Raw genomic sequence first — 13,719 nt, forward strand, 5'->3', positions numbered from 1 at the left:
ACCCTGATCGAAGGCGCGGCCGGGAAGATCCACCGCCTCGAAGATTGGGGACGCCGCCAACTGGCCTACCCGATCAACAAAGTCCTCAAGGCACACTATGTGCTTATGAACATCGAGTGCGACCAGCCGACCCTCGACGAACTCGAAAGCGGCTTCCGCTTCAACGACGCCGTGATCCGCAGCCTGACCGTCCGCAAGGACGAAGCCATCACCGAACCCTCGCCCATGGCGCGGGAAGGCCAGGCGGAGTCTTCGGCCCGCCGCGGTGACGATGGCGCCGACGACGACGCCGACGACAGCGCGGCCGCCGACGCCTAAGTCCGGGCGGATTCAGTCCACACCACATTTGATTCGTTCAGAGGTTCCTAATGGCTCGCCAATTCAAGCGCAAGAAATACTGCCGATTCACCGCCGAAGGCGTTAAGGAAATCGACTACAAGGATTTGGATATGTTGCGGGAGTACGTCTCCGAAACCGGCAAGATCGTTCCCAGCCGCATCACCGGCACCAAGGCCAAGTACCAGCGCCAGCTCGCCACCGCGATCAAGCAGGCACGGTTCCTGGCCCTGCTGCCGTTCTGCGACAGCCACAGCTAAGCCGAACCAGGCCGCCACGGGTACCGGGTTCCGGCCATGCGTGCTTTAGCCGCCTTCGTCATGAAGGGCAGGGCGCAGGCCGTCCCGGCACTCGTGGGTCTGACCGTTCTTTCCTGGAGTTTTTCGCTCATAAGCCTGTTGTCCACGGCGGCGGTGGCGCTGCCGACCCTCCGCAAGGGTGCGCTGGAAGGTGCCGTGCTGATGGTTCTCGCGGCAGTGCCGGTGGCATTCGCTGGTTGGCTGCTGTTGGGAAGCCCGTGGCAAGCGGCGGGCTACACCCTGATGCTGTGGGTGCCCGTTTGGCTCGCCGCCGTCATCCTGCGGGAATCCGGGCAACTGCCCGTGGCGCTCGGAAGCGCCGCTGGATTGGGGATGCTGATGGTCCTCGGGGTTTACGTTATCAGTGACGATCCCGCGGGCCTGTGGGTCGAGGAACTGCGCAAGTTCCTCCGGCCCTTGTTGGAGCAGCCACGGTCGGCAACGGAAGCGGAAGCCATGTCGCGGAGTCTCGCGGCATTCGCCCACTATCTGACGGGCATGGTGGCGGCGGGTTCGGTCTTGATCTTGACCCTCGGCCTACTGATCGCCCGCTGGTGGCAGGCCACGCTGTTTAATCCGGGTGGCTTCCGCGCCGAATTCTTGGCGTTGCGTCTGCCATCGCCAGCGGCTTACCTATGGCTGGCCTTGCTGGCCGTGGCCTGGACCACGGGCGGCGGCATGGCGGAAATCGCCGCGAACTTGGCGATTCCGTTGTTCGTGCCGTACCTGCTGGCGGGGTTCGCGGTGCTGCACGCGCTGTTCGCGGGCGGCAACGGATTCTGGCTGGTGGGCATTTACATGGCCGTGCTGTTCGTTTCGCCCTTGATTATGGTCATCGCGCTGATAGGCTTCAGCGATACCTGGATCAACTGGCGCAAGCGGCTCTCGCGGGCTTGAGCGAAAAAACCAAACACTTACCGCATATCACGATTATTGAGGCATTCGACGATGGAAATCATTCTTCTCGAAAAAATCGCAAAGCTCGGCAACCTGGGAGACAAGGTCTCCGTCAAGCCGGGTTATGGACGCAATTACCTGATCCCGCAGGGCAAGGCCGTCACGGCCACCGCCGCTAAGCTGGCGGAATTCGAACAACGCCGCGCCGATCTGGAAAAGAAGGCGGCGGCTGACTTGGCGGCGGCTCAGGCCCGCGCCGAGGCCATTGGCAACGCCAGCGTCACCATCGCTCAAAAGGCGGGCGACGAAGGCCGTTTGTATGGCTCCATCAGCACCCGCGACATCGCCGACGCGGCGACCAAGGCGGGCGTTAAGATCGAAAAGCAGGAAGTGCGCCTGCCCTCCGGCGCGCTTCGCCATACCGGGGACTACTCAATCACCATTCACCTGCACGGCGACGTGAACGCGACGCTGGCGCTCAAGGTGGTGGCCGAGTAAGCCGGACGTATTCCGCCCGGCGGGTGTCGCCCGCCGGGTGGAGTCGAGCCGCTTCGTGAGGCTGCTTTATTCGGCGCTGTTCTACGCGCTGACCCCCTTCGTTCTAGGTCGGCTGGCCTGGCGTGGCAGGAAACTCCCCGCCTACCGGGCGCGCTGGCAAGAACGCTTCGCCCGCTACAATTTCCCGCCCGAACCCGGTTCCGTCTGGTTCCACGCCGTTTCCGTGGGCGAGGCCGAGGCCGCGTTCCCCCTCATCCGCCAGTTTCAGGCCCGCGTTCCCGCCCGGAAAATCCTGGTCACTTGCACCACGCCCACAGGATCGGCCCGCATTCAGGCCGTGCTGGGCGACGCCATCCGGCACGTCTACCTGCCCTATGATCTGCCCGACGTGGTGGGCCGCTTCATGGATCACTTCCGGCCCGCGCTGGCGGTCATCATGGAGACGGAAATCTGGCCCAACCTTTACGGCGAATGTGCGCGGCGCGGCATCCCGCTCGCCATCGTCAACGGACGGCTGTCGGAAAAATCGGCGCGGCGCTATCGCAAGATTCGCGGGCTGACGGCGGAGAGCCTGGCCGCCGTTTCCCTCATCGCGGCGCAGACCACGGTGGATGCGGAACGCTACGCCGCCATCGGCGCGGACCCGGATAAGATTGTGGTGGCCGGGAATGTCAAATTCGACCTGGAATTTTCCGACGCGATGCGCGAACAGGCCACGGCGCTCCGGGCCGAATTGTTCGGCACGAGGCCGGTGTGGATCGCGGGCAGCACCCATCCGGGCGAGGAAGAGCAGATTCTCGCGGCGCACCGGGTGGTCCGCCAAACAATTCCCGACGCGCTGCTGGCCGTGGCACCGCGCCATCCCGACCGATTCGAAGACGCCTTGGCGTTGTGCGTCGGCGCGGAATTTTCCGTGCGGCGGCGCGGCGAGCGGCGGCCCTGCGATGACTCCACCGAAGTCTTCCTGATCGACAGCCTGGGTGAGTTGCGCCTGTTTTATGCCGCTTCGGACCTGGCCTTCGTGGGCGGAAGCCTGGTGCCACGGGGCGGGCATAATGTGCTGGAGCCAGCGGCGGCGGGCTGTCCGGTGTTGTTCGGGCCGCACATGTTCAACTTCGCTGAAATCGCCGAGCGGCTCATGGACAGCGGGGGAGGGGAGGGCATTGGCGATGCGGGCGAACTCGGGAAGCGGGTGGCCCATTTGCTGGCGGCACCGGACAGCCGCCGGGACATCGGGGCGAAGGGACGCGCTTTTGTGGAAGCCAATCGTGGCGCGGTGCGGCGGGTCATGGATAGGCTGGCGGCCCTGCTGCCTTGAAGTCTTGTGGGAGCGCTTTCCCACTGCTTACTGAAATATTTGAGGCTCTTGAGTTTCGGTATACTCGAAACCCTTGTTCAAAGGCGAGGTGGGCATGTCGCCATGCCCACCCTACGGAACTTATCCATATAGGTAACTTATGCTGATTCCAATTCGAGCCATTGTGTTGTCGGGCGGGTCGGGCACCCGGTTGTGGCCGTTCTCCCGTGAGGCGTACCCGAAGCAGTTCCTGTCCTTCAGTGGGGGCCACACCTTGTTTCAGGAAACCGTCACCCGCGCCATGGATTGGGGCAGCGAATCCGCCAACACCTTCGAGGTATTGCCGCCCCTGGTGGTGTGCAACGAGCTACACCGCTTCCTGGTGGCCGAGCAATTGCGGCAGTTGGGGCAGGAGAATGGCTCCATCCTGCTGGAACCCATCGGGCGCAACACCGCGCCCGCCCTGACCTTGGCGGCGTTGTGCGCGGCGGAGGAAGGCAATGATCCGGTGCTGGCGGTGTTGCCGTCGGACCATTACGTGGAAAACGTGCCGGGTTTCCAAGCGCGTCTGGCGGAGGCACTGAAACTCGCCGCCGAAGGCCGGGTGGTCACGTTCGGCATCGTGCCCGACAAGCCCGAAACCGGCTTCGGCTACATCCGCCAGGGCGCGGCCATCGGCGAGAACGCCTACGCGCTGGGCGGCTTCACCGAGAAACCCAACGCCGCCACCGCCGCCGAATATCTCGCCACCGGCGAATATCTGTGGAACAGCGGGATTTTCATCCTGCGGGCCAGCACATGGCTGGAAGAGATCGGCAAGTACCGGCCGGACATCCTGCGGGTTTGCACGGAGGCCTATGCGGCCAGCAAGCGGGATGGCGATTTCATCCGCGTGGACAAGCCGCTGTTTTCCCGCTGTCCCAGCGATTCCATCGACTACGCGGTCATGGAGAAGCTGACCGCCACGCCTTCGGACACCGTCCGCGCCGTGGTGTTGCCGCTGGACGTGGGCTGGTCGGACCTGGGTTCCTGGCCCGCGCTGACAGCGGTGCGGCCCCAGGACGGGGACGGCAACGTGATGATCGGCGACGTGTTCGCCAAGAACACCCGCAATTCGCTGCTGTACTCGCAGAAGCGCTTCCTTGCCGCCGTGGGCATGGAGGACGTGGTGGTCATCGAGACCTCCGACGCCGTGTTGGTGGCTCACAAGGACTACGCTCAGGACGTGAAGGCCATTACCGACCATCTCAAGCAATCCTCGCGTTCCGAGCATGTCTATCACTCCAAGGTGCATCGGCCTTGGGGGGATTTCGAGTCCATCGACAACGGCTCGCGCTATCAGGTCAAGCGGCTGACCATTAAGCCGGGCGCCACGCTGTCCCTGCAAATGCACCATCACCGGGCCGAGCATTGGATCGTGGTCAAGGGCACGGCGCGGGTCACTCGCGGCGATGACGTCTTCTTGCTGACCGAGAACGAGTCCACCTACATTCCGCTCGGCATCACGCACCGGCTGGAAAATCCCGGCGCGATTCCGCTGGAAATCATCGAGGTCCAGTCCGGCAGCTATCTCGGCGAGGACGACATCGTCCGCTACGAGGACCGCTACCACCGCGTGGAATCCAAGTAATTCAATCCTTTACCATTCAAGCCAATCACCCATGACCCTTTACTGTGGAATCGTGGGTTTGCCGAACGTCGGCAAATCCACCTTGTTTAATGCGCTCACCAAGGCCGCCATCGCGGCGGAGAACTATCCGTTCTGCACCATCGACCCCAACGTGGGCGTCGTGCCGGTGCCGGACGCCCGCTTGCAGGCCTTGGCGGAAATCGTCAAGCCGGAACGGGTGGTGCCCACGACCATTGAGTTTGTGGACATCGCCGGGCTAGTGGCGGGCGCTTCGAAGGGCGAAGGACTGGGCAACCAGTTCCTGGCCCACATCCGCGAGACGGACGCCATCGCCCATGTGGTGCGCTGCTTCGAAGACGAGGACGTGATCCACGTCGCGGGCAAGGTGGACCCGATTTCCGACATCGAGGTCATCAACACCGAGCTGAGCTTGGCGGACCTTGCGACCGTGGATAAGGCGCTGCAACGGGCCGTCAAGGCGTCGAAGTCGGGCAACAAGGACGAACTCGCCAAAAAAGCTTTGTTTGAGAAAGTGCTGGTCCATCTCGACACGGGCAAGCCGGTGCGCTCCATGGCGCTGGACGCCGAGGAGAAGGCGCTGCTCCGGGAACTGCATTTGCTGACCATCAAGCCCACCATGTTCATCGCCAACGTCCGGGAGGACGGCTTCGAGAACAATCCGTTCCTGGACCGGGTGCAGGAATACGCCGCGCAGGAAGGCTCACTGGTGGTATCGGTGTGCGCGGCCTTCGAGGCGGAAATCGCGCAACTGGACGAGGCGGACAAGGGCGATTTCCTGGCCGAGATCGGCATGACCGAGCCGGGCCTGAACCGCGTGATTCAGGTGGGCTATCGCTTGCTGAACCTGTACACGTATTTCACGGCGGGCGTGAAGGAAGTCCGGGCCTGGACGATTCCCGTCGGCGCGACCGCGCCGCAGTCGGCGGGCGTGATTCATACAGATTTCGAGCGCGGCTTCATCCGGGCCGAAGTCATCGCTTATGACGATTACATCGCCTATAAAGGCGAGCAAGGCGCCAAGGACGCTGGCAAGTGGCGGCTGGAAGGCAAGGAGTACGTCATGCACGATGGCGATGTCGTGCATTTCCGGTTCAACGTCTAGGGAGGGGGCGGACATGGCGGCGTGCCGCCATGGGCACCCTTTATTTAACATAATGCGCATTATGCGCAATTGGTAATCCGCCTCATACACGCCCTGGTCAAGGACGACCCGCCCCACCTAGCGACAATACCGCTCAAGGTTTTCCTTAAGGGTCAGCATTCCGTGGTTGCTCTCGTAGAGATAGAAATAATCCCGCCACCACCGGCAGCCATCTTCGCGGGCCTGAACGCTGGCAAATTCACTGTCGAGGTGATTCCGCCATCGGGCAATGGATGAACGAGTGCCCGGCTCAGGCCCGACGACGGAAAAAGCGCCTGAACCGCCCGTAGGCGCACCCTCGGACCAGTGAATGAAGCTGCCAGGGGAAAGCGGATCCTTCGAGCCGGAGTCTCGATATTGCGAAGGTGCCGGAGCAAGAGAAAGCCTGGATGTGTAGGCGGTGAGATGGGGCTGACGAGTCTGTGGTTTAGCGGAACGAGATTGCTCAACTTCGTGGGATTGCTGTGAGGCAGAAACCGTAGGCGAAGCCAAAAGACGGGAAAGCGTTCCCTGCATATCCCAAAGACCCATCATATCAAGCATCATGCCAGCCAGAGATAAAGACATGGGAGCCACAAAAAGAAGAAGAAACACATGGTCCGCCAACTTTGAGCGACGACGGTGAAAGTGAGAAGGACGCATAAATGCTCCATTTGAAATACATCGTCAAATTATAGAACGGAGGCACCCTGCCCCACCAGTAAGTCACCCCAAGCGGGAGACCCGGATAAACTGAAAGCCCATCCCTCAAGGCTGCTTTCTTCATGTTGCTTCAATGTCAATGTCCTACTAAAAATGGAAGAATCTTTACTTGGGTTCTCGCTCTCTGCTGAGCCTAGCGCTCTGTCATGCGTCGAATGACGTGTAGCCTATAGGATGGGTGGAGGCGCACTGGGCATGAGGCCGAAAACTCTGGCGATTCTGGCCGTGCGCCGTAACCCATCGGGCGATGTCGGCCTGCTGATGGGTTACGGTGCGCCGCGGCCTTTTCAAAATTCGGTGGTTCTTCATGGCGCCCCTCCACCCATCCTATCGGCTGTCGTTTTCAAAGTTATTAGCGGTTTGTGCCTTGATGATTATCGTCGCCACCTCGCCAATCGGGGTGTTTGCCACCCGGTCGCTGCTTGATGCTAGGGAGTATTCGGATATGGTCAGGTTTTTTTAGGGATACTTTAGCAATTAGTCTGTCTGAAATGGACGGATAATAGCGTCCGGCGGGTCGTGCAAAGTTAGACTTTTGTTTTAGCGGGTTGGTCAAATACTAAAAAACCGTCCGGGCTTTTAAACAAGCTTGGACGGTTTTTTATGGACCAAAATACGATTCTGAGATTGGTTCTACTGCCCTGCCCTTTCCTGTGCGTAAGGATTTTGGCAATCCACTAGCACGGTGAATTTCCGGTCCTGGGTATAGGCCGCGACGGAGAGCTTGTAGCCGTCCAGTTTTTTCCAGAAACCGTCGTTGCCCGAGGTGGCGGGGCAGACTTTCGATTTCAGTAATTCATGCTGTGCCCCCGCATCGCCCGGAATGGCTTGGGGCACTAGGATGTCGGCCACCAGTTCCTTACCGCCGAAGCCGTGCGTAACCTTGACGAACTTCCAGCCGTTTTCCATCAGGCGGCTGGCGAATTGCTTGTCCAGCGCGTCGTGAATATCTTGGGGGATGGGCCTGGAACACGCCGCTAATCCCAATATAATCAGGCTTAATAGTTTGGTTTTCATGATGTTTTCCTCTGGATGGGCACATCCCGTGCCGCTGTGATTTATGGTGTGATGGGTCGCCGGGCTTGCGCCGGGGAGGCCCGATGTCATTATAGGCACGCGGCTATGGAAACAGCAGAAAATTGAACTTGCATGAACGTAGTGAGCGGATTGTATGTTTTATCGCAACGCCCGCAGGTGTAACCTCAAAAACTGATGAGTAAAATAGGCGCTATGTGCATCCCGAGAAATTACCCTTGAGTCGCCCTTTATGACCGCCCGAGATTTTTTCCACGCATCGGTAAAACAAGCATTGCTTAACGACGGCTGGACGATTACTGACGATCCGTTGGTCGTGCAATTCGGCAATATCAATTTGTACATTGACCTAGGTGCAGAAAAGGTTATTGCTGCCGAAAAGCAAGGCAAGCGAATTGCGGTTGAGGTGAAAAGCTTCCTTGGCTCTTCGCTGGTCAGCGAATTTCATACGGCGCTGGGTCAATTCTTGAACTATAAGTTTACCCTGCACGCGAAAGACCCGACCCGTGTTTTGTATTTGGCCGTTCCGGCGGACGTTTACGAAAGCTTTTTCACGTTGCCGTTCACACAAGGCGTGGTTGCGGAATATCAAGTGAAAATCCTGGTTTATAACCCTCAAACTGTGGCAATCGACTTATGGATAAACTGACTCAATACCGGCAATACATACGGGATATTATCGGTGAATATAGCCAGTATCGTCCGTCCTATGGCGAGGTCGAAATGGAGCAGGTCATTGATACGGCGAATGACCATTACCAATTGATGTCCGCCGGGTGGGATGGCGAACACCGCGTCCATGGCTGTGTTTTCCATATCGACATCAAGGGCGGCAAAATCTGGATTCAACACGATGGTAGCGAGGAAGGCATCGCCAACCGACTGGTGGAATACGGCGTGCCGAAATCGGATATTGTGCTGGCGTTTCATTCTCCGTTTCGGCGGCAGTTTACGGGGTTTGCGGTGGGATAATTAAGTAAGTCCAAAAAACAGAAAAATCCTACAAAGAGGTATTTCAGTTGCCTATTTTTGCATCACGCTCAGTTCGTCGAATGCTTGACGAACTTGCTTTAATATTGCCACCTCTTCGGACTCAAGAGCTTGAGTCAAGGTTGCGGTCCCGCAATGACCAAACTGTCCCAACCGAATGGGAAATTGCTATAGGGTTTGCCCTTTCAAAGGTTGGAAAGATTATTGATCCAGGGATTGAGCTTCCGGGCAATCCAGATTATTTTTTCGAGGCACCGGATAGCAACAAAAAAATTGTTATTGAAGTCACGACGCTATCTGACAAAAACATAGACAAAGAAAATCCTGTGGATGAGTTCATTGAGCGCCTAAGAAAAATAATGATAAAAGAAGGTATAGTGCCTGGCCTTGGAAGTTACGGGTGGAGCATTGGCGACATTGAGATCGATGATCGGATTATACTAGGCGTGCCGGATCATACTAAATTAGACAGTTTCTTTAGGGAGCCTAGCTTTAAAAATTTTTTAAAATCCATAAAAGAATCCCCCTCTGTTGAGCATTTATATGAATTTAAAGCACGCGGAGCATGTAGCGTTATTTCGTACATGCCAGGACGGAAAAATGTTTCCTGTACTCATCGAAGCTATAAAGTAGCTAGAACCTTAACCAACTCCAGCGTTTTAAATCGTTTAAGAAACAAAGAGAGGCAGCTTTCAAGAGCAAATATCGGTAAGTTGCCGTCAATTCTATTTTTATGTGACAACAATAGTCATCTTTTAAAGCATTTACAGATGAATTCACCCAATACATATAATATTGATGATATTGTATCCGCCCTATTAGACGGTCGCCAGCAATGGCAAGAAGGACCATTTATTATCCAGAAAGGAATTAAAAAATATGGAAATAAAATACACGCCGTTATAACTTTAACAACACATCGCCTCATGGATTTTCTCAGCAACCATGGGCGTTATGAGCTACGTGGTCGAATAATTCCAGCTTCTTATTGTGATGATTATATTTTATCACCAGAATTTATAAGCATAATTAACGCCGCCATTGCTCAATTACCTATACCCGTCCGCACCCCGAATAACGCTATGAGAGTTAGCAAATGGCCAGCACATTTTGGAGGAGGTAGCATGACAGCAAATACGATTAAAATATCTTTACTTACATTGCAAAAACTTTTGTCTGGAGAAATTTCCTATGATGAGTTTGCTGAAAGCCATGGAAGCTTAGCTACACAGCTTAAAAACTTGGATATGAGAGGGTTTATGATATCCAATATAAAAATTGATCCGCAAAACGATGCAGATGATGATTGGGTCACGCTAAGCTATGATGGCTTACAGCCAGATAGGCTATTTAATATAAAGCGCCAAAAATAATGGTTGTTACCCAATATGTCTTGTGAAACAGCTATCCCCAAACTCCAACGCCCCCCCGCCGAAACCCTCTACGCCGACGAACTCGTCGCCCTCCGCCAACAGGACCAAGGCCCGAAGCCCCCCGGCTGGCAACTGTCCATGCCAGCGGTGCGCGGCTTCATCCTGGGTGAGCAGGGACTCCGCCGGAAAATCGTCTGCGCCCCCAGCCTCATCGAGCGGGCGCTGGTGACGCTCGCCAGCCACCGCGCCCTGCTCCTGGTCGGCGAGCCGGGCACGGCCAAGTCGCTGCTGTCGGAACTGCTGGCGGCGGCGATTTCCGGGGCCAGCACCCTGACCATCCAGGGCAGCGCCGCCACTACCGAAGATCAGATCAAATACGGCTGGAACTACGCCCTGCTGCTCAATGAAGGCCCGTCGCCCCGCGCCCTGGTGCCCTCGCCCCTGTACCGGGCCATGGCCGAGGGACGCCTCGTCCGCTTCGAGGAAATCACCCGCTGTCCGCCGGAAGTGCAGGACGCGCTGCTGTCCATCCTGTCGGAACGGCTGCTGATGGTCCCGGAACTGCCCGGCGACGGCGGCACGGTGTTCGCCGCGCCCGGCTTCAACCTCATCGCCACCGCCAACACCCGCGACCGGGGCGTCAACGAAATGTCCGCCGCGCTGAAACGCCGCTTCGCTTTCGAGACCGTGTTCCCCATCCGCGATTACGCCCAAGAATTGGCCCTGGTGAAGGCCGAAGTGGCGCGGCTGCTGGAACACGATCAAGTGCCGGTGCGGCCCGCCGACGAAGTGCTGGAAGTGCTGGTCACGGCGTTTCGGGAATTGCGCGAAGGCGTCGGTCAGGACGGCGCGGCGGGCGACAAGCTGGCGACCGTGGTCAGCACCGCCGAGGCGGTGAGCGTGGCCCATAGCGTGGCCTTGCGCGGCTATTACCTGCGCGGCGACGGCGGCGAACCCGGCGACATCGTCGAAGCCCTGGCGGGCGCGGCGGCCAAGGACAACGCCGAGGATTTGAAGAAGCTGCGGCGCTATCTCGAACACCGCGCCGGGAAGCGCAAGGGCGCCCATTGGGAAGCCTTCCACGCGGCCCGGCATCGGCTGCCGGAGTGAGATTCACCCAGTGTAGGTCGGGCTTCAGCCCGACTTTTACGGCCCCTTCTCCCCAAGATCGGGCTAAAGCCCGACCTACGAGGCGCATCGAGCGAAGAACTCTCCATGAAAATCCGCATCTTCGGCATCCGCCACCACAGCCCCGCCTGCGCCCGGCGGGTCGGCGACATCATCCGCCGCGAGCGCCCCAAGGCCGTGCTGATCGAAGGCCCGAGCGATTTCAACCCGCGCCTCGATGAACTCGCCCTGCCGCATCGCCTGCCCATCGCGCTTTATAGCTACGCCCACACCGACACCGGCCCGGCCCAGTGCTGGTATCCGTTTCTGGAGTATTCGCCGGAATGGGTGGCCTTGCGGGCCGGGCGGGAAACAGGCGCGGACGTGCGCTTCATCGACCTGCCGCACTGGCGCTATCGAGCTTTGGAAGAAACCCGCCGCCGCGCCGACGCCACCCGCCCGAACCCCCGCGACCGCTACACCCAAGTGGTCGGGACGCTGTGCGAGCGCTTCCACTGCGACGGCGCCGACGCGCTGTGGGACCACCTGTTCGAAGCCGCGCCCGACGCCGAACTGGACGCCCGCCTCGACCTCTATTTCGCCGAACTGCGCGGCGACGACTCCGACGGCGGCGATTCGCCCGACGACACGGCGCGGGAAGATTTCATGGCCCGCCACATCGCCGCCTGTGCCCAGCAATACCGGGACGATCCCGACGCCTTGATTCTGGTCATCTGCGGCGGCTGGCACCGGCCCGCGCTGGAACGGCTGTGGCCGGGGTATTTCGCGGCGGGCACGGCGGATTTCCCGGACCTGCCCGCCCCGCCGGACGCCGGTCCCGCCGGGTGTTATCTCGGGCCCTACGAATTCCGGCAGGTCGAGGCGCTGGCCGGTTACGGCGCGGGGATGCAATCGCCGCTGTTTTATCAATGGTGCTGGAATGCGGGCCGCGCCGCCGCCGTGGAAAAGGCCATCGCCGCCGTGGTCCAGCGGCTCCGGGCGCAGAAGGTGCCGTTCGCCACGGCGGATTTCGTCGGGCTGCGGCGGACCATCGAAGGTTTGGCGAACCTGCGCGGCCACGCCCCGCCCACCCGCGCCGACGTGCTGGACGGCTTCCTGGCGACGGCGGTCAAGGAGAGCTTGGATCAGCGCCCGCCCTGGTCGGAACGAGGTGTGCTGACCGCCGCCGATCATCCGGTGCTGCGGGAAGCGCTGCTGGCCCTGACCGGCGACGGGCGCGGCCAACTGGACGGGGCCACGCCCCAGCCGCCGCTGGTCAAGGATGTGGCGCGGATTCTGGCCGAACTGGATTTGCGGCCCACCCCGCACCCCCGCCTGGTCAGGCTGGACCGCCGCGAACCCGCCGACCGCACCCGCGCCGAAACTCTTTGGCGGCTGCGGCTGCTGGGCGTCGGCGGCGTGGCTTTGAAGGACACGCAGGCGAGCCGGGCCACGCGCCATCTGCCGGAAGCGTTGCGCTACGAGGAGCATTGGCAGTTGGTGCAGAACGAGCGCTGGTATCCCGACCTCATCGAAGCCAGCGTCCACGGCGCGACCCTGGCCCAGGCGGCGGAAAATGCGTTGCTGGCCGAGTTGAATGCTTACGGTGGCGCGGCGGCGGGGCTGGCGACGGCCTTGATCCGGGCGGTGCGGGCGGGTTTCCGGGATTTGGGCGAACGGCTGGCCGGGGAATTGGCCGCGTGCCTGCCCCGCTGCCACGATCACGGCGAACTGGCGCAGGCGGGCTTGCCGCTGCTGGAACTGGCGCGTACCGGCTTTTGGGGCGAGGCGTTGCGGGGGCTGTTGGGTCCGTCGCTGGCGGGGATTGGCGAGCGGCTGTTGTGGCTGCTGGACGGTCATCAAGCCGGGAACCGCGCCGCGCTGGAGCAGGACGCCGACGCGGTGCGGTTCCTGGTGGGGCTGCTGGATTTGGCCCCGCCGGAGTTCGATGGGCCGTTCGCGGTGGCGGCGCTGGTTCGACTGGCGCGGCGGCGGGATGGCCCGCCCGCCTTGCGTGGCGCGGCCTTGGGGGCGGCGCATGGGTTGGGTTCAATCGCCGCCGACGAGGTGCTGGTCCTGGTCCGCGCCGTGCCGCCCCGCGATGAGTTGGGCGATTTCCTGTATGGCCTGTTCGCCACGGCGCGGGAACTCGCCACCCGTGACCGGGGCATCGTCGCGGCGATTCATGGCGCGGTGGCGGCGTTGGCGGTGGAGGATTTCCTGGTGGCGCTGCCGAGGCTGCGGGGGGCGTTCGGCTGGTTTCCGCCCCGTGAGCGGGGTGCCATCGCGGCGCGGGTGGCGGAGGTGCTGGGCTTGTCGCGGGGGGAGCAGATGGGGCTGTTGCGGTTGCCGTCGGGGCCGGGGGGATTGGTGGATGCTAAGCGGGTGGAGGC

Annotated in this window: 14 protein-coding genes; 12 read left to right on the forward strand and 2 right to left on the reverse strand. The window is 60.3% G+C overall.

The features are described from left to right. Positions 1 to 3 precede the first annotated feature (3 nt). The 7 genes from rpsF (at position 4) to ychF (ending at position 6,080) form a co-directional block, all read left to right on the forward strand. Entirely contained in the window at positions 4 to 318 is a 315-nt protein-coding gene (gene rpsF / locus ACXWUF_RS08880) for a 30S ribosomal protein S6 (RefSeq protein ID WP_458494324.1), read from the forward strand. A 50-nt stretch (positions 319 to 368) separates the two neighbouring features. Beyond that, positions 369 to 596 carry a 30S ribosomal protein S18 gene (rpsR, locus tag ACXWUF_RS08885; RefSeq protein ID WP_458494311.1) on the forward strand — a complete coding sequence of 76 codons (228 nt, stop codon included), beginning with the start codon at positions 369 to 371 and terminating at the stop codon, positions 594 to 596. Positions 597 to 632: 36 nt separating this feature from the next. Then, entirely contained in the window at positions 633 to 1,532 is a 900-nt protein-coding gene (locus ACXWUF_RS08890) for a hypothetical protein (protein ID WP_458494312.1), read from the forward strand. Positions 1,533 to 1,583: 51 nt separating this feature from the next. Beyond that, a complete protein-coding gene (gene rplI, locus ACXWUF_RS08895; RefSeq protein WP_458494313.1) occupies positions 1,584 to 2,030 on the forward strand; it encodes a 50S ribosomal protein L9 in 447 nt (148 codons plus the stop codon). Between the two features lie 55 nt (positions 2,031 to 2,085). Further along, on the forward strand, positions 2,086 to 3,348 hold the full coding sequence (waaA, locus tag ACXWUF_RS08900; protein ID WP_458494314.1) for a lipid IV(A) 3-deoxy-D-manno-octulosonic acid transferase: 1,263 nt from the start codon (positions 2,086 to 2,088) through the stop codon (positions 3,346 to 3,348). Between the two features lie 139 nt (positions 3,349 to 3,487). After that, entirely contained in the window at positions 3,488 to 4,957 is a 1,470-nt protein-coding gene (locus ACXWUF_RS08905) for a mannose-1-phosphate guanylyltransferase/mannose-6-phosphate isomerase (protein WP_458494315.1), read from the forward strand. A gap of 31 nt (positions 4,958 to 4,988) precedes the next feature. Continuing rightward, a complete protein-coding gene (ychF, locus tag ACXWUF_RS08910) occupies positions 4,989 to 6,080 on the forward strand; it encodes a redox-regulated ATPase YchF (RefSeq protein WP_458494316.1) in 1,092 nt (363 codons plus the stop codon). Between the two features lie 117 nt (positions 6,081 to 6,197). On the opposite strand, the gene ACXWUF_RS08915 is transcribed toward ychF, so the two are convergent. Next, entirely contained in the window at positions 6,198 to 6,761 is a 564-nt protein-coding gene (locus ACXWUF_RS08915; protein ID WP_458494317.1) for a hypothetical protein, read from the reverse strand. A gap of 693 nt (positions 6,762 to 7,454) precedes the next feature. Next, entirely contained in the window at positions 7,455 to 7,838 is a 384-nt protein-coding gene (locus ACXWUF_RS08920) for a hypothetical protein (protein WP_458494318.1), read from the reverse strand. A 250-nt stretch (positions 7,839 to 8,088) separates the two neighbouring features. Between ACXWUF_RS08920 and ACXWUF_RS08925 the strand changes: the two genes are divergently transcribed. The 5 genes from ACXWUF_RS08925 to ACXWUF_RS08945 all read left to right on the forward strand — a co-directional run. After that, a complete protein-coding gene (locus ACXWUF_RS08925; protein ID WP_458494319.1) occupies positions 8,089 to 8,505 on the forward strand; it encodes a XisH family protein in 417 nt (138 codons plus the stop codon). Further along, a complete protein-coding gene (locus tag ACXWUF_RS08930) occupies positions 8,493 to 8,828 on the forward strand; it encodes an element excision factor XisI family protein (protein WP_458494320.1) in 336 nt (111 codons plus the stop codon). The genes ACXWUF_RS08925 and ACXWUF_RS08930 overlap by 13 nt, the downstream gene beginning before the upstream one ends. 80 nt (positions 8,829 to 8,908) lie before the next feature. After that, positions 8,909 to 10,219, forward strand: coding sequence for a hypothetical protein (locus tag ACXWUF_RS08935; RefSeq protein WP_458494321.1), 1,311 nt, complete (start codon positions 8,909 to 8,911; stop codon positions 10,217 to 10,219). Positions 10,220 to 10,234: 15 nt separating this feature from the next. Further along, the gene (locus ACXWUF_RS08940; RefSeq protein WP_458494322.1) at positions 10,235 to 11,329 is read left to right on the forward strand and encodes an ATP-binding protein; all 1,095 of its coding nucleotides are present in this window, start codon (positions 10,235 to 10,237) and stop codon (positions 11,327 to 11,329) included. A gap of 105 nt (positions 11,330 to 11,434) precedes the next feature. Next, positions 11,435 to 13,719: DUF5682 family protein (locus ACXWUF_RS08945; RefSeq protein WP_458494323.1), on the forward strand; the 2,285-nt coding region annotated here is incomplete at its 3' end.

Source organism: Methylomagnum sp., assembly GCF_054333355.1.